Annotated in this window: 16 protein-coding genes; 9 read left to right on the top strand and 7 right to left on the bottom strand. The window is 65.2% G+C overall.

Going from position 1 to position 23,258, the window contains the following annotated elements; all coding sequences use genetic code 11:
• Window positions 1–250: 250 nt before the first annotated feature.
• Together rimO and CXB49_RS15445 are read left to right on the top strand one after the other, a co-directional pair.
• A complete protein-coding gene (gene rimO, locus CXB49_RS15450) occupies window positions 251–1,567 on the top strand; it encodes a 30S ribosomal protein S12 methylthiotransferase RimO (RefSeq protein ID WP_101709234.1) in 1,317 nt (438 codons plus the stop codon).
• Window positions 1,568–1,716: 149 nt separating this feature from the next.
• The gene (locus CXB49_RS15445; protein ID WP_101709233.1) at window positions 1,717–4,227 is read left to right on the top strand and encodes an EAL domain-containing protein; all 2,511 of its coding nucleotides are present in this window, start codon (window positions 1,717–1,719) and stop codon (window positions 4,225–4,227) included.
• A 55-nt stretch (window positions 4,228–4,282) separates the two neighbouring features.
• Here the strand turns inward: CXB49_RS15445 and serS are convergent, their stop codons facing one another.
• The 4 genes from serS to earP all read right to left on the bottom strand — a co-directional run bounded on the left by serS (window position 4,283) and on the right by earP (window position 9,223).
• On the bottom strand, window positions 4,283–5,569 hold the full coding sequence (gene serS / locus CXB49_RS15440) for a serine--tRNA ligase (RefSeq protein ID WP_101709232.1): 1,287 nt from the start codon (window positions 5,567–5,569) through the stop codon (window positions 4,283–4,285).
• A gap of 8 nt (window positions 5,570–5,577) precedes the next feature.
• Entirely contained in the window at window positions 5,578–6,903 is a 1,326-nt protein-coding gene (locus tag CXB49_RS15435; protein ID WP_101709231.1) for a replication-associated recombination protein A, read from the bottom strand.
• 549 nt (window positions 6,904–7,452) lie between these two features.
• Window positions 7,453–8,016: an elongation factor P gene (gene efp / locus CXB49_RS15430; protein ID WP_031296347.1), complete on the bottom strand. Its 564-nt coding sequence runs from the start codon at window positions 8,014–8,016 to the stop codon at window positions 7,453–7,455.
• A gap of 61 nt (window positions 8,017–8,077) precedes the next feature.
• A complete protein-coding gene (earP, locus tag CXB49_RS15425) occupies window positions 8,078–9,223 on the bottom strand; it encodes an elongation factor P maturation arginine rhamnosyltransferase EarP (RefSeq protein ID WP_101709230.1) in 1,146 nt (381 codons plus the stop codon).
• A gap of 104 nt (window positions 9,224–9,327) precedes the next feature.
• Here earP and CXB49_RS15420 point away from each other — a divergent pair, with 104 nt between their 5' ends.
• The 4 genes from CXB49_RS15420 (at window position 9,328) to CXB49_RS15405 (ending at window position 14,469) form a co-directional block, all read left to right on the top strand.
• Entirely contained in the window at window positions 9,328–10,701 is a 1,374-nt protein-coding gene (locus CXB49_RS15420) for a DUF3404 domain-containing protein (RefSeq protein ID WP_101709229.1), read from the top strand.
• A complete protein-coding gene (locus tag CXB49_RS15415) occupies window positions 10,682–11,329 on the top strand; it encodes a response regulator transcription factor (protein ID WP_233492823.1) in 648 nt (215 codons plus the stop codon). The genes CXB49_RS15420 and CXB49_RS15415 overlap by 20 nt, the downstream gene beginning before the upstream one ends.
• Window positions 11,326–12,141, top strand: a complete 816-nt coding sequence (locus CXB49_RS15410) for a DUF2861 family protein (RefSeq protein ID WP_158300895.1) — start codon at window positions 11,326–11,328, stop codon at window positions 12,139–12,141. The genes CXB49_RS15415 and CXB49_RS15410 overlap by 4 nt, the downstream gene beginning before the upstream one ends.
• Window positions 12,142–12,216: 75 nt before the next feature.
• Entirely contained in the window at window positions 12,217–14,469 is a 2,253-nt protein-coding gene (locus tag CXB49_RS15405; RefSeq protein WP_101709226.1) for a glycoside hydrolase, read from the top strand.
• A gap of 607 nt (window positions 14,470–15,076) precedes the next feature.
• Here the strand turns inward: CXB49_RS15405 and CXB49_RS15400 are convergent.
• The 3 genes from CXB49_RS15400 to CXB49_RS15390 all read right to left on the bottom strand — a co-directional run bounded on the left by CXB49_RS15400 (window position 15,077) and on the right by CXB49_RS15390 (window position 18,640).
• A complete protein-coding gene (locus CXB49_RS15400; protein WP_101709225.1) occupies window positions 15,077–15,754 on the bottom strand; it encodes an HAD family phosphatase in 678 nt (225 codons plus the stop codon).
• Window positions 15,755–15,873: 119 nt separating this feature from the next.
• Window positions 15,874–17,277 (bottom strand): L-serine ammonia-lyase, encoded by a 1,404-nt coding sequence (locus CXB49_RS15395; RefSeq protein ID WP_369826584.1) that lies wholly within the window; start codon window positions 17,275–17,277, stop codon window positions 15,874–15,876.
• Window positions 17,278–17,341: 64 nt separating this feature from the next.
• Window positions 17,342–18,640 carry an HAAAP family serine/threonine permease gene (locus CXB49_RS15390; protein WP_101709223.1) on the bottom strand — a complete coding sequence of 433 codons (1,299 nt, stop codon included), beginning with the start codon at window positions 18,638–18,640 and terminating at the stop codon, window positions 17,342–17,344.
• A gap of 441 nt (window positions 18,641–19,081) precedes the next feature.
• On the opposite strand from CXB49_RS15390, the gene CXB49_RS23630 reads away from it, so the two are divergent.
• The 3 genes from CXB49_RS23630 to pflB all read left to right on the top strand — a co-directional run bounded on the left by CXB49_RS23630 (window position 19,082) and on the right by pflB (window position 23,186).
• A complete protein-coding gene (locus CXB49_RS23630) occupies window positions 19,082–19,306 on the top strand; it encodes a hypothetical protein (RefSeq protein ID WP_158300894.1) in 225 nt (74 codons plus the stop codon).
• A gap of 495 nt (window positions 19,307–19,801) precedes the next feature.
• Entirely contained in the window at window positions 19,802–20,584 is a 783-nt protein-coding gene (locus CXB49_RS15385; RefSeq protein ID WP_158300893.1) for a formate transporter FocA, read from the top strand.
• A gap of 271 nt (window positions 20,585–20,855) precedes the next feature.
• Window positions 20,856–23,186, top strand: a complete 2,331-nt coding sequence (gene pflB, locus CXB49_RS15380; RefSeq protein WP_101709221.1) for a formate C-acetyltransferase — start codon at window positions 20,856–20,858, stop codon at window positions 23,184–23,186.
• The last annotated feature ends 72 nt before the right edge of the window (window positions 23,187–23,258 follow it).

The raw sequence follows: 23,258 nt of genomic DNA, 5'->3' as shown, positions 1-23,258 counted from the left end.
CGCGGGTTTCCCGCAAGCGGGCCGGCGGGGATTGGCGCGGCGGCCAAACGCGCAGTCTGCACCGACCGGTGTCGCTGCTTCCCTGCCTGCGATCCCGCCTGCAAGGCATTGATTCGAAATGCCTTGATCGCGCGAGTGCGGCGGTTTCTGATGGCTGCGCCGCGCGGTTTTCCCCGGCGTAGGCGGCGCTATGCTCAGCGGCAGTAAATCGTTGTATACTTTCGCGTTTTTCGTTTCCCGCGATCCCGCTATGAATAAGACCCCCCGCGTCGGTTTCGTCTCGCTGGGCTGCCCCAAGGCCGCCAGCGATTCCGAACAGATCCTTACCCGCCTTCGCGCCGAAGGCTACGATATCGCCGCCTCCTATGACGGAGTGGACCTGGTAGTGGTGAACACCTGCGGCTTCATCGATTCCGCAGTCACCGAGTCGCTGGACGCCATCGGCGAGGCGCTGAATGAAAACGGCAAAGTGATTGTGACCGGCTGTCTGGGGGCCAAGGGCGATGTGGTGAGGGAAGTCCACCCGTCGGTCTTGGCCGTGACCGGTCCGCATGCCGCCGACGAAGTGATGAGCGCGGTGCACACCCACCTGCCGAAGCCGCACGATCCCTTCGTCGACCTGGTGCCGGACATCGGCGTGCGCCTGACGCCGAAGCACTACGCCTATCTGAAGATTTCCGAGGGCTGCAACCACCGCTGCACCTTCTGCATCATTCCGTCGATGCGCGGCGATCTGGAGAGCCGACCCATCCACGACGTGCTGCGCGAGGCCGAGAGCCTGGCCAAGGCCGGCGTCAAGGAAATCCTGGTGATTTCGCAGGACACCTCGGCTTACGGCGTGGATACCAAGTACAAGCTGGGCTTCCACAACGGCCGTCCGGTCAAGACCCGGATGACCGAGCTGTGCGAGGAGCTGGGTAGCCACGGCATCTGGGTGCGCCTGCACTACGTCTACCCGTACCCGCATGTGGACGAGGTGATTCCGCTGATGCGCGACGGCAAGATCCTGCCCTATCTGGACATCCCGTTCCAGCATGCCAGCCAGAAGGTGCTGAAGCTGATGAAGCGGCCGGCCAACAGCGACAATGTGCTGGCGCGCATCAAGAAGTGGCGCGAGATTTGCCCGGAGCTGGTGATTCGCTCCACCTTCATCGTCGGTTTCCCCGGCGAGACCGAGGAGGATTTCGAGGAGCTGCTGACCTTCATCCGCGAAGCTGAACTGGACCGCGTGGGCTGTTTCACCTATTCCCCGGTCGACGGCGCCACCGCCAACGAGCTGCCGAATCCGGTGCCGGAGGACGTGAAGGAGGCGCGCAAGGAGCGCTTCATGGAAGTGCAGGCCGAGATCAGCGCGCGCCGTCTGGAACGTCGCATCGGCCAGACCCTGCAGGTGCTGGTGGACGAGATCGACGACGAGGGCACCGCGGTTTGCCGCAGCTACGCCGACGCGCCGGAGATCGACGGCCTGGTGTTCGTCGAGGACGCGGCCGGCATGAAGGCGGGCGAGTTTTACCAGGTGGAAATCGTCGATTGCAGCGAACACGACCTGTGGGGCGTGCGCAAGTAATACGGCGGTTTTCCTCCGATGAGACGGCGCATGGCCCCTGGCCCTGCGCCGTTTTTGCTTTGTGCAAGGATTTTGACCAGTAGGCCCTTGTCACGGCATGGTTAACGGTATAATGGCCGGACGAATTATGACGAAGCCATTGCAAGCCCATGTCCGTTTCCAGCCAAACGCTAGATGAAATCGCCTCCCGAGACCTGCTGTGCTGCCCGCCGTCGCTGCCGATACGCGAAGCGGCCAGCCGGATGATGGCAGCGGCTTGCAGCTCCATCGTGGTGAGAGACGAGGAGAGCGGCGAGATTCTAGGCATCTGGACCGAGACCGACGCGCTGGAGGCTTCGCTTGGCCGGCGCGATCCGGCGTTGCCGGTGGAGCAGGCGGTCAGCGCGCGGCTGGCCAGCCTGCCGCACGACATGTCGCTGCCGGAGGCGGTGGGGGAGTTTCGCCGCCGCCGCCTGCGCCACGCGCTGGTGCTGCGGAACGGCCAGCCGCTGGGCATGGTCACGCTGACCGACATCGTGCGCAACCAGGGACTGGAATCCTTTCTGATCGTCAAGCGCGTGCGCGATCTGTCCGGCCCGCCGGCGCGGGCGCTGCCGGGATCGGCCAAGCCGCGCCAGGCGATGCGGCAGATGCGCGAGCACGCGTTGTCCGCGCTGGCGGTGACGCTGGACGATGGCGGCTACGGCATCGTCACCCAGCGCGACGTGCTGCGCTGGCTGGCGGCCGACACGCTGCCGGCCACGCTGGGCGAAGGCTGCCGCCGGCCGCTGATAGGGGTGGGGGAGTCGGACAGCCTGCTGCAGGCCAGGCGGCTGATCCAGCAACACAATATCCGCCATCTGGGCGTGTTCGATGCCGCCGGCCGGCTGTCGCGGCTCTTGGGCTTCGACGACATCGTCCAGGGCATAGAGCACGAGTATCTACATGAGCTGAACGAGGCGCTGCGGCAGCGCGACGAGGCCCTGCAGCAGTCGCGCCGCAGCCTGCTGCTGGCCGACAAGGTATTCGAGTCGACGATGGAGGGCATCGTCATCACCGACCGCAACGGCGTGATCCAGTCGGTGAATCCGGCTTTTTCGCGCATCACCGGCTACAGCCGCGAGGAGGCGCTGGGCAAGACGCCGGCGCTGTTGAAATCCGGCAAGCAGCCGCCGGAATTCTACCGGCAGCTGTGGAACAATCTATTGCGCGACGGCCGTTGGCAGGGCGAGGTGGTGAACCGCCGCAAGGGCGGCCTGCTGTACACCGAGCACCTGAGCATCACCGCGATACGCGACGGCGCCGGCGAATGCCTGCACTATGTGGCGGTGTTTTCCGACATCACCCAGCGCAAGCAGGCCGAGGAGAGGCTGCATTTCCTGGCCAACCACGACGCGCTGACCAGCCTGCCCAACCGCACCCTGTTCCTGGAGCGGCTGCAGGGCGCGCTGGAGCGGGCCGGCGCCAGCGGCCACGGCGTGGCGCTGCTGTTCATCGACCTGGACCGCTTCAAGCTGGTCAACGACACCTTGGGCCACCACGCCGGCGATCAGCTGCTGATCCGCATCGCGCGCGCATTGCAGTTGCAACTGCGACCCGGCGAGACGGTGGCGAGGCTGGCCGGCGACGAGTTCACCGTGCTGCTGGAGGACATAGGCGGCGAAGCGCAGGCGGCGGGGCGCGCGCAGCAGGTGCTGGACGCCATCACCGCGCTGTCCGGCGCGGCGGGGCAGCAGATGTTCATTTCCGCCAGCATAGGCATCAGCATGTTTCCGGACGACGGCCGCGACGCCGACACGCTGCTGGTGCATGCCGACACCGCGATGTATCTGGCCAAGGAGCGCGGCAAGAACGGTTTCCAGTTCTACACCGCCGACATGAACGCGCGCGCGCTGGAGCGGCTGAAGCTGGAATACAGCCTGCACCGCGCGCTGGCGCAGCAGGAGCTGGAGTTGTGGTATCAGCCCAAGGTGGCGCTGGACAGCGGCCGGATGATCGGCGCCGAGGCGCTGCTGCGATGGCGCCACCCGGAGCTGGGGCTGGTGTCGCCGGAACGCTTCATTCCGATAGCCGAGGAGAGCGCGCTGATCGCGCAGATCGGCGACTGGGTGCTGAGCACCGCCTGCGCCGACATCCGCCGCTGGCGCGACGCCGGCCTGTGGCCGGGGCGGGTGGCGGTCAATGTGTCCGGGCGCCAGCTGAAGCACGGCGACTTCGTCGGCCAGCTGGAGAGGGCGCTGAGCGAATACCGGTTGGACAGCGGGGCGCTGGAGCTGGAGATCACCGAAAGCGTGGCGATGGAGGACGACGGGGGCATGGTGGAGATGCTGCGGCGGCTGCAGCGGCTGGGGCTGTATCTGTCGATAGACGATTTCGGCACCGGTTATTCGTCCTTGTCCTATCTGAAGCGGCTGCCGGTGCGCGGATTGAAGATAGACCGCTCCTTCATCATGGACCTGCACCGGGACGGCGACGACGCCGCCATCACCCGCGCCATCGTCTCCATCGCCCGCAGCCTGGGGCTGGACGTGGTGGCCGAGGGGGTGGAGGAAGAGGCGCAGCGCCGATTCCTGTTGGAGCAGGGCTGCAATTGCGCCCAGGGCTATCTGTTCAGCAAGCCGCTGCCGCGCGAGGCCTTTGCCGCATTGCTGGCGGAGGCGCAGGCGGGCAGCCTGGCCTGAACGGGCGCAAAAAAAACCGGCATCGCGCGATGCCGGTCGTTTCGCCAGGCGGCGATCAGCCGCCTATCTTGTCCTTGCCGCCCATGTAGGGGCGCAGCACGGTCGGGATGGTGACGCTGCCGTCGGCGTGCTGGTAGTTCTCCAGCACCGCCACCAGCGTGCGGCCCACCGCCAGGCCGGAGCCGTTCAGCGTGTGCACCAGTTGGTTCTTGCCGTTTTCGTCCTTGTAGCGCGCCTTCATCCGGCGGGCCTGGAAATCGCCCATATTGGAGCAGGAACTGATTTCGCGGTAGGTGTTCTGCGCCGGCAGCCAGACTTCCAGATCGTAGGTCTTGGCCGAGCCGAAGCCCATGTCGCCGGTGCACAGCGTGATCACGCGGTACGGCAGTTCCAGCGCCTTCAGGATGTTCTCGGCGTGGCCCACCATCTCTTCCAGCGCGGCGTAGGAGTCTTCCGGCTTCTCGACGCGCACCATCTCGACCTTGTCGAACTGGTGCTGGCGGATCATGCCGCGGGTGTCGCGGCCGTAGCTGCCGGCTTCGGAGCGGAAGCACGGCGAGTGCGCGGTCATCTTCTTCGGCAGCTCGTCGGCCTGCAGAATGGTGTCGGCGACGGTATTGGTCAGCGTCACTTCGGACGTGGAGATCAGGTATTGCGGCACGGCGCTCTCGTCGCCGCCGCGGGTCACCTTGAACATGTCGTCGGCGAACTTGGGCAGCTGGCCGGTGCCAAGCAGCGCGCTGTCGTTGACGATGTACGGGGTGTAGTGTTCCTGATAGCCGTGATCGCCGGTATGGGTGTTCAGCATGAACTGGGCCAGCGCGCGGTGCAGGCGGGCGATGTCGCCCTTCAGCACGGTGAAGCGGGCGCCGGACAATTTGGCGCCGGTGTCGAAATCCAGGCCCAGCGGGGTGCCGACGTCTACGTGGTCCTTCGCTTCGAAATCGAACTGGCGCGGCACGCCGACGCGGCGCACTTCCACATTGTCCGCCTCGTCCTTGCCGGCCGGCACCGATTCGTGCGGCAGGTTGGGGATGGACATCAGCCAGGCGTCCAGCTTGCCCTGCACACCGTCGAAGCCTTGTTCGGCGGCCTTCAGCTCGTCGCCCAGCGTGGCCACTTCGGCCATGATGGCGGAGACATCCTCACCCTTGCTCTTGGCGATGCCGATCTGCTTGGAGGTGGCGTTGCGTTTGGCCTGCAGCTCCTGCATCCGGGATTGCAGAGACTTGCGCTCGGCTTCCAGCTGATTGAAGGCTGCGGTGTCCAGGGCGTATCCGCGGGCCGCCAGACGGGCGGCTACGGCTTCGATGTCGTTACGAAGCAGATTGATGTCGAGCATGGTTATTCCTATTTTTCACTATCGGTATTCTGCTGCGCGTCGGCGTCCAGCCGGCGCAAAAAAGCCAGTTTATCCTGAATCTTGCCTTCCAGCCCGCGCGGCACCGGGCGGTACCACTCGATATCGTCCAGGCCCTCCGGCAAATAGGTCTCGCCGGCGGCGTAGCCATGGGGCTCGTCGTGCGCGTAGCGGTAGGCGTGGCCGTAGCCCAGTTCCTTCATCAGCCGGGTGGGCGCATTGCGCAAGTGTACCGGCACCGGCCGCGACTTGTCCTGCCTGACGAAGGCGCGGGCCTCATTATACGCCTGGTAGCCGGCGTTGCTCTTGGCGGCGACCGCCAGATAAATCACCGCCTGTCCCAGCGCCAGTTCGCCCTCCGGACTGCCCAGCCGCTCGTAGGTGGCGGCGGCGTCGTTGGCGATCTGCATCGCGCGCGGATCGGCCAGGCCGATATCCTCCCAGGCCATGCGCACGATGCGGCGCGACAGATAGCGCGGGTCGGCGCCGCCGTCCAGCATCCGGCACAGCCAGTACAGCGCCGCGTCCGGATTGGAGCCGCGCACCGATTTGTGCAGCGCCGAGATCTGGTCGTAGAAGGCGTCGCCTCCCTTGTCGAAGCGGCGGGCGTTCAGCGTCAGCACGTCTTCGAGGAAGGCGGCGTCGATATCGGCGATGCCGCGCGCCTGCGCAGCGGTGCGGGTTTGCTCCAGCAGGTTCAGGAAACGGCGGGCGTCGCCGTCGGCGTAGCCGGTCAGCGTCGAGACCGCCGCGTCGGCGAAATTCAGCCCGTCCAGCGCGCCCTCGGTCCGCGCCCGCTCGAACAATCGCTTCAGCTCGTCCTCGCTCAGGCTGTTCAGCACATAGACCTGGGCGCGCGACAACAGCGCCGAGTTGACCTCGAACGACGGGTTCTCGGTGGTGGCGCCGATGAAGGTGACCAGGCCCGATTCGACGAAGGGCAGGAAGGCGTCCTGCTGGCTCTTGTTGAAGCGGTGCACCTCGTCGACGAACAGGATGGTGCGCCGGCCGGAGCGCTGCAGCACGGCATTGGCGCGTTCCACCGCCTCGCGGATGTCCTTGACGCCGGCGAACACCGCCGAGATCGGAATGAACTCGGCGTCGAAGCTGGCCGCCAGGATGCGCGCCAGCGTGGTCTTGCCTACGCCGGGGGGGCCCCACAATATCATCGAGTGTGGCTTGCCGGACACGACGGCCAGGCTCAGCGGCTTGTCCGGGCCGATCAGATGCTGCTGGCCTATCACCTGATCGAGCGCCTGCGGACGCAAGGCCTCGGCCAGCGGTTTTTGCGGTTCGACGGAGAAAAGATCGGACATGGCGCGGTTCGGACGGGATAGAGCGGGAAAACAGTATACCAGTTGGCGGCAGGCATGAAAAAAGCGGCCGGGCGGCGGTTTGCGTTGGTATGCTGATGGGGTTTTATTGCCCGACGGAGCTTGGCCGGGCTCGCCCCCGCTATTCGCAAGCAATGATGTCCGCCGTTTGCCGTCTGCGGTTTTGGCTGCTGACGAAAGCCGTGATTCTAGCGAGGCGGGCGGTGTGTTGATGGGGGATTTGAGCGGCGTTTTGCGGGTAGAAAAATCGGTAGATTTTTGAGGTGGATTTTTATCTTTAAAAATCAGTGATTTGAATTTGGTGTGTTCCCCACGTGCGTGGGGATAAACCGGCCCCTCGCCTCGCCATCATCGACGAGGCTCAGTGTTCCCCACGTGCGTGGGGATGAACCGAGTCCGTCATGCTCGCCAGCTCACTGGCGATCGTGTTCCCCACGTGCGTGGGGATGGGATTCCGATCGGGCCTTGCCGTGTCCGGAAACAAAAAAGCGCCCCATGGGGCGCTTTTTTCGGCACAACAATCCGGAAGGCTTAGGCGCGCTTCTTGAATTCGTTGGTGCGGGTGTCGATTTCGATCTTTTCGCCGGTGTTGACGAAGGCCGGAACCTGAACTTCGAACGTGGTGCCAACCAGGCGGGCCGGCTTCAGCACTTTGCCCGAGGTATCGCCACGCACGGCCGGCTCGGTGTATTCCACTTCGCGGACGACGGTGGTCGGCAGTTCCACGGAGATGGCCTTGCCATCGTAGAAAGTGACCTGGCAGATGTCTTCCATGCCGTCGACGATGAAGTTCAGCGTGTCGCCCAGGTTGTCGGCTTCCACTTCGTACTGATTGAATTCGGTGTCCATGAACACGTACATCGGGTCGGCGAAGTAGGAGTAGGTGCAATCCTTGCGATCCAGCACCACCACGTCGAACTTGTCGTCCGCGCGGTATACGGCTTCGCTGCCGGCGCCGGTCAGCAGGTTCTTCATCTTCATCTTGACGACGGAGGCGTTACGGCCGGACTTGCTGAATTCAGCCTTCTGAACAACCATCGGGTCGCTGCCGACCATGAATACATTACCAGCGCGCAGTTCTTGTGCGGTTTTCATGCTTGTCTAATCCCAAACTCTTGATTGAAGCCGGGAAAGATTCCCGACAAAACACGGCATTCTAGCCGATTTCGCCGATGAAGTGCAGCAGTCTGGCCGCGAGATCGCCGTCTTTCAGCAGATGCTGTTGCCAGTTTGTCGCATGTGCGCGCCATGCCGGCAGCCAGGGCGCGGCGTCACGCCAGGCGGCGGCGATGTCGCCGTCGCGGTTCCAGGCCAGGTTCAGCGCGCGCAGCGCGGCGGCCATGTCCGCCGGCAGGCCGGCGCAGTATTGAGCCAGGAAAGCTTCCAGCTTGGCGATGTGGGCCTCGTCGTCCTGCGGGTAGATATGCCACAGCATAGGCCGCGCCGCCCATTGCGAGCGCACCAGGCTGTCCTCGCCGCGTACGCAGTTGAAATCGCAGCTCCACAGCAGGCGGTCGTAGTCGTCCTGATCGCTCAGCGGCAGCACGTGGACGTCCAGCTTGCCCAGCCGGACATGGTCGCTGGCTTGCAGCGCATGGCCGAACAGGCCGGCGACGTCGGGCAGCACCTTGCCCTCCGGCACCAGGCAGCGCACCGGCTGCGAGCCGTCGGCCCACGCTTGCAGCAGCGTGGCCGCCGCCGGGTTGTGATAGGCGAACAGGCTGACGCGCAGCTCGCCATCTGCGCGAGGCGGCAGGCCGCGGCGGCGCCAGTAGGCGTCTTGCGCCGCTTCGTCAGCCTGCCAGGCGGTCCGCGCGTCCATCAGCCCGTCCTCGCAGATTAGTCCTCCGCTGGCGGGGTCGAAACCGGGGAAGAAAAAGTGTTTGGTCAGCGGCAGCCTGGGGTGGGGCGACGGCAGTTTGTGGCAGTCGCGGGTCCAGTCCTCGGCCGACAGGTATTCCAGATTGATCCACGCCGGCTTGACCGCCCGCGCCGCCATCGCGACCTCGAAGCCGTCCGGCAGCCGGCAACCGAAGGCCTCGATCACCGTGTCGGCAGGGACGATGTCGGCCGGAAAATCCGTCTGCGGCCAGTGGCGGATGTCGATGCCGGCCAGCGTCTGTCGCGGCAGCGCCGGGTCCAGTCCCGGCGCGATGCGGGCGAAGCTGGCCAGGTCGTCGACCCATAGCCGCACCGCGTGGCCGCAGTCGTGCGCCAGCCGGCGCGCCAGACGCCAGGCGACGCCGATGTCGCCGTAGTTGTCGATGACGGTACAGAAGATATCCCAGCTGCGTGGTGGCATGAGGCGAAACGATGGATGAGCAAACGCCGGCAGCTTAGCACGGAAGCCCCGGCCCTTGCTTCCTGCCTGGCGCGGGGCGGGCGGGACGGCCTTATAATCCAGCCATGCCGCGCCTTTTCGCCCTGTTCCTGATCGCTTTCTGCCTGCCCGCCCGCGCCGACGTCGCCGCGCTGCAGGCATCGCTGCGCGCCGCGCGTCCGCAGGCTGAGGCCCCGGTGGCCGCCTTGCAGCAGCTGGACGCCGCCTTGCTGCGGCCGGGCTCTTTATATCCGACGCTGGACTCGTTCCCGCTCGCCGCCTTGCAGGCGCTGTACCGCCACCGCGGCCAATGCGGCGCGCCGTGGCCGGCGCTGCCGGCGGACCTGCTGCGTTTCGAGCGCGCGCTGTGCGACGGCGAGACGTTGCCGCCGGGCTGGTTCGCCGCGCACACCATCCACCCGCTGGGCGGCAGCTATGCCTGGCACTATCTGCAGCGCCATCCGGATGCCGCGTCCGTCTTGCAACCCTATCTGCACTTGCGCGAACGGCCGGCGGCCTTTGCCGGCATCGGCAAGCTGGGGGACGACAACCTGGCCGCGCTGCTGTCCGGCGAGCGCTGGCTGCTGGACGACGGCGCGCTGTGGTGGCGCGACGGCGCGTCGTGGCGCCGCTATGGCGCCGAGCAATGGCGGCCGCTGGCGGACGAGGCCGGTTTGGCGCTGAGTCCACTGGCCGATGGCGACGCCTGTCCGCAGCCGCTGGGCCGGATCTGCGCGCGGCCCCTGCCGCCATCTCCGCGCTGGTGGCGCGCGCTGGCCGGCTTCTCGCTGCTGGCGGCGGCCGGCGTGCTGGCTTACGGCTGGCTGCAGCGCCGCAGGCTGGAGCGGGAGCGGCGCTTCGTGCTGCAAATGCTCACCCACGAATTGCGCACGCCCATCGCAGGCCTCGGAAATGTGGTGGAGGACTTCCGCTCCGGTTTCGACCACTTGCCGCCGGACGCGCAGCAGGGTTTCGGCCGGCTGGCCGACGGCGTGCTCAGGTTGCGCCAGCTGGCCGACGCCAGCCGCCACTACCTGGCGGCGGACGGCCGGCTGGAGGCGCCGCAGCCGCTGTCGTTATCTGAGTGGCTGGACAGCGTCGCGGAACGCCACGGGGCGACCTACTGTCTGGATCAGGATAGAAAGCTGAATCTGCCCGTCTACTGGCTGGGCCTGTGCCTGGACAATCTGTTGCGCAACGCGCGCCAGCACGGCCGCCCGCCGGTCCGCATCCTGGCCTGCTGGGAAAAGGGTTGGCTGCGGCTGGCGGTGAGCGACGGCGGCGCGTTGCCGCGCTACCGGCTGTCGCTGCTGCGGCGCGAGCTTGGCGCTAATGCCGGCATGGGGCTGGGCCTGGCCATCGTGCGGCGGGTGATCAAAAGGCTGGGCGGGCGGCTGGCGCTGGAAGGGCCGCCGACCACATTCGCGCTGGAGTTGCCGTGTGACGATATTGCTGATTGAAGACGACGCCGAGCTGGGCGCGGGCCTGCGCCAGTTCCTGCAACAGCAGGGCTACGATTGTCTGTGGCTGCGCGATGGCGGCGAGGTGGCCGCCCACTGGCGGCAGGCCGAACTGGCGATTCTGGACCGCCAGTTGCCGGATGGCGACTCGTTGCGCCTGCTGCCGCAATGGCTGGCGTTGAAGGCGCTGCCGGTGATCGTGCTGACCGCCCGGGTGGAGCTGGACGACCGGGTGGCTGGCCTGGAGGCCGGCGCGCGCGACTATCTGAGTAAGCCCTTCGCCCACGTCGAGCTGCTGGCCCGGGTGCGCGCCCAGTTGCGGCCGCTGGGCGAGGGGCAGCTGGCCTGCGGCGATCTCAGCCTGTTTCCAGCCAGACAGGCGGCGGCCTGGCGCGGTGGCGAGGTGGCGCTGACCCGCACCGAGTTCGATTTGCTGGCGATGCTGGCGCGGATGCCGGGCCGGGTGTTCACCCGCGACGAGCTGTTGAACCAGGTATGGGGTTACCAGCATTTCCCGTCCACCCGCACCGTGGATACCCATGTGCTGCAACTGCGGCAGAAGCTGCCCGACATCCGGATAGAAACGGTGCGCGGCGTCGGCTACCGGCTGTGCGAGGGTGGGGCGTGAGGCCGGCGTTTTGGCTCACCCTGGCTTGGGCGGCGCAGGCGGCCGCCGCGCCGCTGCTGCCGGCCACGCCGCTGGAACCAGCCTACCATGCGCTGTTCTCCGGCGATCGCGCCGGCGCCTGGCGCCAGCTGGACGCGCTGGGCGGCTCGATGTCCGGCGCCGCCCAGCATCAGGCCTGGCTGGCATTGCAGCGCGAGCTGGCGTCCGGCCAATGTGGCCGCGACGCGCCGGCTGCGCCGCCCGCGTGGCTGGGAGACCTGGAGCTGGATCTGATCCAGCGCGACATCCCGCTCAGCCGCGTCTACAACGTCAGGCTGAACGGCGTCAGCCCGCGGCGCGACCTGCGCTGGTCGCTGAGGCTGCCCGATGGCCGCGAACTGTTGGCCGGTGCCAAGACGCGTTACGACGGCCGGCAGTTCGAGCTGGAAAGCGAGGACCAGGCCGCTGTCCTGCCGCCCGGCGTCTACCGGCTGACCGTGCAAAGCGGCGGCCAGATCTGGCGGCAGGACTTGTCGCTGTCCGGCATGGCCGCGCGGGACTGGCTGCGGCGCGATGGCCGCAAGCTGGAGCCGCATCCGCCTGCCCAGCCGCCCGCCTGTCCGCGGCCCTGGCTGGAGCAGGCGCTGCTGTCGCAGCCGGATTTCGCATTGCGTTGGTGGCGGCGGCGCGAGCTGGGCCAGGCGCTGCGCTGGCCGGCGGGGCAGGATGGGCGCAAATTGTGGGCCAGCGTGTCGCTGCTGCGCGCCGAGTTCCGCGGCCCCATCGCGGTCCGCCAGATCCACCGCGTCGCCGCGCCGCTGAGCCAGTTCTGACATTATCCTGACAATCGCCTTTCCCGTTTGCGTTGCAATGGCCCCACTTTAGATGAAGCGATTGCGGGAAAAGGAATGAAGCATTTTGCGTGCGTATTGCCGCTGGTCGCGGCGCTGGGCCTGCCGCTGCCGGCCTGGGCCGGGCTGGTGTTGCAGAACCCGGACTGGACGGTGGAACTGGAGCCGGCCACGCTGGCGCTGACCGTGACGGCGGCGGGCGAGCCGGCGCGGCAGTTGTCGACAGGCGTGCCCGGCCGCAAGGTATCCGCGCTGAGGCAGGATGGACAGTCGGCCGATTGGCGGTGGGACGATGGCCGCTACCGTTGGCAGGCCAGGCTGAACGGCAGGGATTTGACGCTGACGCTGAATGCGGACGTGCCGGGCACGGTGGATCTGCTGAACCAGCCGGCGTCGGCGATGGGCAAGGGTCTTCTGCTGCCCTTGGCCGAGGGCAGCTACATCCCGGCCGGCAGCAAGCTGTGGCGCGATTTCCTGCCCGGTTTCGCCGGCGACGGCCTGGACACCTCGGAAAGTCTCAGCCTGCCGCTGTGGGGCATGGACTACGGCCGGCGCAGCCTGCACTGGCTGCTGCTGGAGCCGTTCAACAACCGGCTGGCCGTTCGCGCCGAAGGCCAGGGCCTGGCCTTGAAGCTGAGCCACGAATTCAATCCGCTGAACCAGAAGCGGCCGATGACGCTGCTGCTGCGGCTGGCCGACAACAATCCGCTGGCCGGCGCGCAGCGTTATCGGCAATGGCTGATCGACGAGGGGCATTATCAAACGCTGGCCGACAAGATCAAGGCGCAGCCGGACACCGCCAAGCTGATCGGCGCCAGCCATGTCTATCTGTGGGGCAATAATCTGCTGGATGCGTCCGACGTGCGCGACTGGCCGGCCTTCCTGACGCTGTTGCGTGGGACCGATCCGCTGGCCGTCAAGCTGCGGGGCCGTTTCGACTCAGAGGCGGGCGCCGCGCTGCGCCAGGCGGGAGCCAAGCCGGACCATTACCAGCAGCGGGTAGTGATGGAAGCCGTCAACCAGGCCTTGACCGCCGAGGCCCGCGCCGGCTGGCTGGGCAAGAAGCCGGACTGGAACAGAATGGCCGCGCCCTATCTGCGGCTGCGCGCGCTGGTGGAGGCGCTGTTCGGCCCGGCGCTAAGGCCGGACGCGTCGCGCTGGGGCGGCGGCCTGTCGCGCAAGACCATCGATGCCTTGCAGGCGGCCGGCCTCAAACGGCTGTGGCTGGGCGCGGACAACTGGGAGGGCGGCCTGTGGCAGCCGCGGGCGGTGAAGGCGGGCGTCGACGCCGGTTATCTGGTGACCGCCTACGACTCCTACGAAACCGCGTTGAAGCCGGCTTATCGCGAGGACTGGCTCACCGCTCAGCAGGGCGAGGCCGTCTACCGGCAGTGCGGCGTCACGCTGGCCAGCGGCAAGAAGAAGGCCGGATTTCAGCAGTCCGGCTATTACACCAACCCGGACTGCGTGCGCGATACCTTGAAACAACGCACCCGCGCGCTGCATGCCGCCGCCGGTTTCAATAGCTGGTTTCTGGACGCCTACGCCACCGGCATGGTGTTCGACGATTATGAGCCGGGCCGTCGCACCGGCAAGGCCGAGATGGCCGCCGGCTATGAAAAATCGATGCAATGGGTGGCGGATGCCTATCAGTTGCCGGTGGGGTCGGAAATGGGCAACGCCACCACCAGCCGCGGCATCGCCTTCGCCCACGGCATGCAGGTTCCTGTGATGGGGTGGGGCGACGCCGATCTGCAGAAGAACCAGCAGTCGCCGTACTTCCTGGGCCGCTGGTATCCGTCGGAACAGCCGGAAACCTTCTTCAAGAAAGTGCCGCTGAAGCGGCCGTACCGCGATCTCTACTTCGGCGCCCGCTACCGCTTGCCGCTGTACCAGGCGGTATTCCACGGCTCGGTGATCACCACCAATCACTGGCTGTACGACAACCTGAAACTCAGCAATGCCTACGCCGACAACCTGCTGGCGCAATGGCTGTACAACGTGCCGCCGCTGTTCCACCTGTCCGCCGCCAGCCTCAAGGCCCGTCTGCCGCAGCTGCAATGCGCCGACCGGGCTTTCCGTCCGCTGCACGAGCGACTGGCCACCCAGGCGCTCACCGGTTTCGTCTGGCTCAATCCCGGGCATACGCTGCAGCAGACCCGCTTCGCCGACGGCAGCCGCCTCACCGCCAACTTCGGCACGGAAGCCGCCGTCTACGGCGAGCGGACGCTGCCGCCGCAAAGCCTGCTGGCCGAGCTGGCCGGCCAGCCGCCCAGGCTGCTGCGGGTGGCAGATTGCGCCGGCAAGTGAGTCGCAGCGATAATGCCGATGTCGTTTCGTTGGCCGTGAGGTGATGGTTTTTCACGGTCAGCGGACGGTATTATGTGGCTATTCAGGTGCTTATTTTTTGATCGGAAAATTCGGTAGTTTTTAAGGGTTGTTTTTTTTCTTTAAAAATCAGCAATTTGAAATTGGTGTGTTCCCCACGGACGTGGGGATGAACCGTCCCCCTGCACTGGAGACATTACCCATGCTGGGTGTTCCCCACGGACGTGGGGATGAACCGCTGCCAACGACAACGGGAGGCCGCTGCTGTGACGTGTTCCCCACGTGCGTGGGGATGAACCGGCAACGGCAAAGAGATTAGGCGTTACCGTAACGTGTTCCCCACGTGCGTGGGGATGAACCGTCGCCGATGAGGAACTTGTGGATGACGCCGTCGTGTTCCCCACGTGCGTGGGGATGAGCCGGATTGGAAAGGCGTCCCGCCCAAGCCTCTCCGCTGTTCCCCACATGCGTGGGGATGAGTCGACCTGACGTGCAGTCCGATGGACGTGCTTCCGGTGCTCCCCACATGCATGGGGTCGAAGCATTGGGACTGCAAGCGTACTACCACCCAAGTCCCGCCCGATCTGGCTCAGGCCGGCATGCCGGCGCGCGCGGCCTCCAGCCAGCGCCACAGCTCGGGCGCGGCGAAGTCGTCTATCACGGCGTCGGCGCCGGCGGCCAGCAGGGATTCGGCCGGCAGCGCCGAGCGCAGCGCGAAGGTGGGCAGTCCGGCCGCTCGGGCGGCGCGGATGCCGGATGGCGAGTCCTCGAAGGCGCAGGCGCGGTCGGCGCGGGCGCCGATGCGGGCGAGGCCGGTCAGATAGGGCAGCGGGTCGGGCTTGGCCGCCGCCAGTTCCTCGCCTATGACCAGCGCGGCCACCTGGGACGTCAGGTCCAGCCGTTCCAGCATCAGTTCGGCGTTGGCGCGCGGCGCGTTGGTGACGACGGCGATAGGGAAGCCGCGCCGCTCGGCCCAGGCGAACAGTTCGCGCGTGCCCGGCGTCGGTTCCAGCGTGGTGACGGAGGCGCGGAACAGGGCTTCCTTGCGCTCGGCCATCGCGCGGTGCGTCGCCTGGTCCCGTTCCGGAAACAGCGCGCGCATGATGCCGGCGTTGGAGCCGCCGACGATGTCGCGGTGGTACTGCTCAGGCGTCAGCGTCTTGCCGTTTTCCGCCAGCAGCGTGGAAAAGGCCTGGTAGTGCAGCGGGTCGCTATTGGCCAGCGTGCCGTCCAGATCGAACAGCAAGGCGAATTCTGCGGGCTTCATGATGGCGGGTCCTGGGCGTGTCTTGGCGGAAGCCCGCCATGTTAGGCCGCGCGCGGGCGGGCGGCAAGCCGGGAGAAAAAACGCCACCGCGAGGGTGGCGTCGTGCGCGGGGAGCGGGCTCAGGCCGCGTCGTGGATCCAGCGTATCGCCTGATCCTGCATAGGCTTGCCTTCCACCCTGATCTGCAAGGCCAGGCCGCCGCAGGAGGTTTCGCGGTATTTGGCGTCCATGTCCTTGCCGGTTTCGTACATCGCGGCGATGACCTTGTCCAGCGACACCTTGGGGCTGCTGGCGCGGTGCAGCGCCATCCGCGCGGCGTTGATCGCCTTGACCGCCGCCAGCGCGTTGCGCTCGATGCACGGAATTTGCACCTGGCCGCCGACCGGGTCGCAGGTCAGGCCCAGATTGTGTTCCATCGCGATCTCGGCGGCCATGCACACCTGGGACGGGCTGCCGCCCATCAGCTCGGTCAGGCCGGCGGCGGCCATCGAGCAGGCGACGCCGACCTCGCCCTGACAGCCGACCTCGGCGCCGGAGATCGACGCGTTCAGCTTGAACAGGCAGCCGATGGCGCCGGAGGACAGGAAGAAGCGCAGACAGCTGTCGTCGTCCAGCGGCTGGATGAAGTGGTCGTAGTAGGCCAGCACCGCCGGCACGATGCCGCAGGCGCCGTTGGTCGGCGCGGTCACGACGCGGCCGCCGGCGGCGTTTTCCTCGGACATCGCCATCGCGTACATATTGACCCAGTCCATCACGCTCATCGGGTCTTTGGCCACCGTCAGCGAGCTGGTCAGCATCCGGTGCAGCGCCGGCGCGCGGCGCGGGATGCGCATCGGGCCGGGCAGATTGCCCTCGGTGCGCATGCCGCGTTCTATGCTGCCCCGCATCACTTCCCACACGCGGCGGAAATGGGCCTGGATGTCCTGGGAGTCGTGGAAGGCCTTCTCGTTTTCCAGCACCAGCGCGGCGATGGACAGGCCGGTCTCCTCGCACATGTCCATCAGCTGCTGCGCGGTGACGAAGTGGTAGGGCACCGGGGTGTCGCTGCAATTCGATTGATTGAAGTGTTCTTCGTCGACGATGAAGCCGCCGCCTATCGAGTAATAGGTCTTGGTCAGCACTTTCTCGTCGCCGGCGAAGGCGTGGATCTGCATGCCGTTTTCGTGCAACGGCAGATTGGCGGTATGGAAGTCCATGCCGAAGGCCACGCGCTGGTGGGTGCGGCCCAGCGTCAGCTGGCCGCTTTGCTCGACGTCGGCGATCAGGCCGGCGCTGTTGTCGGGGTCGACGGTGTCCGGCAGGTTGCCCGCCAGGCCGAGGATGATGGCCTGGTCGGTGCAGTGGCCCTTGCCGGTCAGCGCCAGCGAGCCGTAGCAGTCCACGTGGACGCGGTCGATCTGGTTGAATTTGCCGGTTTCCTTCAGGGAGCCGAGGAATTGGTGGCCGGCCTTCATCGGGCCGACGGTGTGGGAGCTGGACGGACCCACGCCGATTTTGTAGATATCGGACATGCTGAACATGATGCTGCCTCTTTGATGCTGGTGCCGAAAGAGGACAGGCCGCGTTGGGCGGCCTGTCCGGTCACGATCAGACGATCAGATCGTAGAAGATGGCGGAGATGGCGATCAGGCCGATCAGCGTCACGAAGATATTGCTGGGTTGGCCGGCGTATTTCTTCATCGCCGGGATCTTCTTGATGGCGTACATCGGCATCAGGAACAGCAGCATCGCGATCACCGGGCCGCCCAGCGTTTCGATCATGCCGAGGATGGACGGGTTGAAGGTGGCCACGGCCCAGCAGGTCACGATCATGAACACGGCGGTGCAGCGGTCAAGCTTGGCGGATTCTATGCTCTTGCCGCTCTGGCGCAGCTGTTTGATCACCAGGCCGTTGAAGCCTTCCTTGGCGCCCAGGTAGTGGCCCAGGAAGGACTTGCTGATGGCGACCATGGCGATGATGGGCGCGACCCATTCGATCACCGGGTTTTGGAAGTGATTGGCCAGGTAGGACAGGATGGAGATGTTCTGGGCCTTGGCGGCGGCCAGGTCGGCCGGGCTCAGGCTGAACACGCAGCTGAACACGAAGAACATCACGGTCAGCACCATCATCATGTGGGCGCGGATCAGCACGCGGCTGGAGGCCGGCTCGGCGTCGTCGCCGTGCAGCTTGCGCTGGTCGACGGAGAAGGAGGAGATGATGGGCGAGTGGTTGAACGAGAACACCATCACCGGGATGGCCAGCCACAGCGTCTTGTAGAAGGCGCCGCTGGACAGCGCGTCGCCGAGGCTGCCGGCCTGGTCGATGGCCGCGGTGCTCCATTGCGGGATCAGGTACAGCGCCAGCAGCATCAGCACGACGACGAACGGGTATACCAGGATGCTCATCGCCTTGACGATGACCTGGCCGCCCAGGCGGACGATGGACATCAGGCCCAGGATCAGAGCCAGCGCGAACACCGCGCGAACGGCCAGGCTGGAGCCGACGTCGATGTGCAGCTGGTGGGTCAGGAAGGACAGCACGGTGTTGGTGATGGCCACGCTGTACATCAACAGGATGGGGTAGATGGCGAAGAAGTACAGCAGCGTGATCAGCTTGCCGGCGGCCGGGCCGAAGTGTTCTTCCACCACCTCGGTGATGTCGGCGCCTTCCTTGCTGCCGGACAGCACGAAGCGGGTCAGGCCGCGGTGGGCGAAGAAGGTCAGCGGCAGGGCCAGGACGGCCATCAGCATCAACGGCCACAGGCCGCCGATGCCGGCGTTGATGGGCAGGAACAGGACGCCGGCGCCGATGGCGGTGCCGTACAGGCCCAGCATCCAGACGGTGTCGTGCTTGGACCAGCCGGACGAACCGGACCGGGGGGCGGTGGAGGCGATAGCTTGAGACATGGTGAAGTGCCTTTTCAAAACGAATGTTCGCAATTACCGGGTTCGTCATCCCTTGCCGGCCTGTTCGGCGTGCGGCGGGGGCTGGCGAGATAAGCGGCTAGCCGACCTTTATGCCTGTTGACAGACGATGGTTTTCGGCTTTGTTGCTTCCCATCGTAAGCGCTTTTGTTTTTAACAAGGAACACATTTAAGAACATCAGTTGATTCTAATCAAGATAAATTTGTCACCAAATGAACAAACGAACATCTGTTGACCTTTTTTATTATGCGATGCTAATAATCCAAAGGCATTCATTTGGATTTATGTTCTTTACAGTTAAATTTATTGAAATTTAATTCCATAAATTTCGATTATTTGTTGTGAAAATGGTTTTGGCGTTTGCTTGGCGTCGGATGGGATGGCTTGCCGGCATGAATGTTGGTTTTGAGCGATTGCTCTGAATGAAAGTTGCGCTCTCTGGCGGCATTTTGATGCTTTGCTGCAAGGCTGTCGCATCGGCGGCGACGATGCGGCCATGGCAGTCTGGGCGGGACGCGTCGATTTCGAGTGGTTTGCAACCATTTGAAAATGAATTAAAAATTGACAGGCGTCGCCGGGGTGGCCCCTGTCAGGATGCGGAGGCCATTCATGGCAGGCTGCGGCTGATCTGGCATTTTCGTTTGTGATTTTTCTTGTTCGAATGCTGTGATGGTTGATGGTTTTTGAGGGTGTTAATGTTCAGTTTAGAAAATAAAAAACTTAAAATGAACATTTATTGTTTCGATTTTGACGTTTTGGCGTGAGCGGTGGAATCGGCCGGCGCCGGCGGGTGCCGGAGCGGTGCCGCCAACGCTGCGGGCCCGCTGTCTACCGATGGCGCGCCGGCGCGGATGCTTGCCGTGCGCGGGTTTGCCCGGTTGACAGGCCTTTGCTCGCGGCGCGGCGAAACCGGCCGTGGGCGCCAGGCCTGCCTGGGGAGGGGCGGGCGGGGAGATCGTCGCGCTGGCGGAGTCGAATGGGCATGCGAATCGCGATCGGTGCTTTATCCCGATTGGGAAGCCTGGCGTCGCTTGATGGTTGTCAAACACATTTGTACGAAAACGAACATAAAATTTTCGACAATATGCAAGCCATGCGAACGACGACACGCCGTCCGCCCACCCGCCAGGAAAGACAACGATATGAGCCATCCCTCCCCACTCGCCTATGTATTGGACGAAGCCGCCGGCAAACAGCGGATGCTGCTGTCCGAGCCGGGCCGCTATCTGCTCAGCGCCGGCATGGCCGGCGCGCTGATCGCCGCGGTGCTGGTCGTCAGCCTGAAGCTGGGCCAGGTGTTCTTCGCCGCCGGCGCGCCCGGCTACTACATCGCCACCGCCGGTTTCTTCGGCGTGGCCCTGGTCAGCATCATCGTCTGCAAGGTGGAGCTGTTCACCAGCAATGTGATGTACTTCACCGTCGGCCGCCTGGGCGGACGCTGCCGCAGCTGCAATCTGCTGCGCAGCTGGGCGCTGGTCTATCTGGGCAATCTGCTCGGCGTGCTGCTGTTCGTCGCGGTGCTGTCCGGCGCCGGCGGCATGGGCGAGCTGCCGCCCCAGCATCTGTTGTTCAATGTGGTGGCGCACAAGGTGCATGCTCCCGCGCTGGAGATCTTCTGGAAGGGTGTGCTGTGCAACTGGGTGATCTGCCTGGCGGTGTGGGTGCCGATGCGCTTGTCCAGCGAGGCGGCGCGGCTGATCGTCATCATGCTGCTGGTGTTCGTGTTCTTCTTCTCCGGCTTCGAGCACAGCATCGCCAATATGGCCTTCTTCGCGCTGGCCAGGATGCAGGGCATGGCCGGACTGGGCTGGGGCGACATCCTGCACAATCTGGCGCCGGCGACGCTGGGCAATATCGTCGGCGGCGCCATCGGCGTCGGCCTGGTGGTGTTCCGGCTGGAACGCCACACGCTGCAGGGGGTCTGATGCGCCGGGGAGACATTCCGGCCGGAGAGCGGCATGTGGATGTTCGATTTCGAATGTCATCGGCGCGGGACATGGCGTAGCGCGCCGATTTTGCTATAAACCATTAATAAAATAAGGGTATTGAACACATTGGGCATGTTGCGCCGCACGATGGAAAGCGTGCCGGCAGCGATGGGCTACTTGACCAAGATCAAGCGAAATTTTCGAATTCGAATGTACGATATGTTCAATATCTAACACTTGCTGGATTCAGCCAAGAAGGAGGCACCAGATGGACGCCATCACTCAAAATGCTACCCAAGCCAACCCGTGGCGCGACTTTGTCGCAGGCGACTGGCAGAGCAAGGTCGATGTCCGCAACTTCATCCAGCTGAATTATCAGCCGTACGAAGGCGACGACAGCTTCCTGGCCGGCGCGACCGATCGCACCAAAAAGCTGTGGGATACCTTGGGCGAGCTGCTGAAGCAGGAACGCGCCAAGGGCGTGCTGGACGTTTCCGCCGACCGCGGCTCCTCGATCACCGCGCACGACGCCGGCTACATCGATCAGGCGAACGAAGTGATCGTCGGCCTGCAGACCGACGCGCCGCTGAAGCGCGCCATCATGCCCAACGGCGGCCTGCGCATGGTCGAGAACGGCCTGGAGGCCTTCGGCTTCAAGCTGGATCCGGTGATCAAGGAAGTTTGGGAAAAGTATCGCAAGAGCCACAACCAGGGCGTGTTCGACGTCTACACCCCGGAAATCATGGCTTGCCGCAAGTCCGGCGTGATCACCGGCCTGCCCGACGCCTACGGCCGCGGCCGCATCATCGGCGACTACCGCCGCGTGGCGCTGTACGGCACCGACTTCCTGCGCGCCGAGCGCCAGCAAGTGTTCCATGAGCTGGACAACGTCGCCTTCACCGACGAGGTGATGCGTCAGCGCGAAGAGCTGTCCGAACAATTCCGCGCGCTGGACGAGTTGAAGCAGATGGCCGCCAAGTACGGCTACGACATCGGCCGTCCGGCCGCCAACGCCCGCGAAGCGGTGCAGTGGGTGTATTTCGCCTACCTGGCCGCGGTGAAGGAACAGAACGGCGCCGCGATGTCCTTCGGCCGCGTGTCCACCTTCCTGGACGTCTACATCGAGCGCGACATCGCCGCCGGCGTGCTGACCGAGTCGCAAGCCCAGGAAATGATTGACGACCTGGTGATCAAGCTGCGCATCGTCCGCTTCCTGCGCACCCCGGAATACGATCAGCTGTTCTCCGGCGATCCGACCTGGGTGACCGAATCGATCGGCGGCATGGGCGAAGACGGCCGCACCCTGGTGAGCAAGAACAGTTTCCGCTTCCTGAATACCCTGTACAACCTGGGTCCGGCGCCGGAGCCGAATCTGACCGTGCTGTGGTCCACCCGCTTCCCGCAGGGCTTCAAGAACTTCTGCGCCAAGGTGTCCATCGACACCAGCGCCATCCAGTACGAAAACGACGATCTGATGCTGCCCTACTGGGGCGACGACTACGGCATCGCCTGCTGCGTGTCGGCGATGAAGATCGGCAAGCAGATGCAGTTCTTCGGCGCCCGCGCCAACCTGGCCAAGGCCATGCTGTACGCGATCAACGGCGGCCGCGACGAGAAGAGCGGCGCGCTGGTGGCCCACGGTTTCGAACCGATCACCAGCGATGTGCTGACCTACGAAGAGCTGATGCCGAAGTTCGAGAAGATGATGGACTGGCTGGCCGCCACCTACGTCAAGGCGCTGAACTGCATCCACTACATGCACGACAAGTACGCCTACGAGCGCATCGAAATGGCGCTGCACGACCGCGACATCATCCGCACCATGGCTTGCGGCATCGCCGGCCTGTCGGTGGCCGCCGACTCGCTGTCCGCCGTCAAGTTCGCCAAGGTCCACATCATCCGCAATGAGGAAGGCCTGGCCGTCGACTACAAGATAGACGGCGACTACCCGGCCTACGGCAACAACGACGACCGCGTCGACGACATCGCCGTGTGGCTGACCCAGTCCTTCATGGACAGGATCAAGGCCCAGCCGTACTTCTACCGCGACTCCAAGCCGACCCAGTCGGTGCTGACCATCACCTCCAACGTGGTGTACGGCAAGAAGACCGGCAACACGCCGGACGGCCGTCGCGCCGGCGAACCGTTCTCGCCGGGCGCCAACCCGATGAACGGCCGCGACGTGAAGGGCTTTGTCGCCGCCGGCGCCTCGGTGGCCAAGCTGCCGTACGACTCCGCGCTGGACGGTATCAGCTGGACCGCTTCGACCACGCCGGACGCGCTGGGCCACACCGCCGAAGAGCGCATCCTGAACTTGGCCAACTGCCTGGACGGCTTCTGCTCCGCCCACCCGACCGAGTTCAGCAGCGCCAACTGCACGCCGTTCGACTGCGAAGGCGGCGAGCGCCATATCGCCGGCGGCGGCTTCCACGTCAACGTCAATGTGTTCAAGCGCGAGACCCTGCTGGACGCGATGGAGCATCCGGAACTGTACCCGCAGCTGACCATCCGCGTGTCGGGCTACGCCGTGAACTTCATCAAGCTGACCCGCGAACAGCAGATGGACGTGATCAACCGCACCTTCCACGGCAAGATGTAAGCTGATACTGGCCTCAAGCAGCAATGGGCGGGGCTTCCTCAACGGGACGCCCCGCCTTGTCACAAGACTCAC

Origin of the sequence: Chromobacterium sp. ATCC 53434, assembly GCF_002848345.1 — a bacterium.
Lineage (GTDB): Bacteria > Pseudomonadota > Gammaproteobacteria > Burkholderiales > Chromobacteriaceae > Chromobacterium.
Note: the sequence above shows the minus strand (reverse complement) of the source record. Positions and strands in the feature narration are given on the sequence as shown.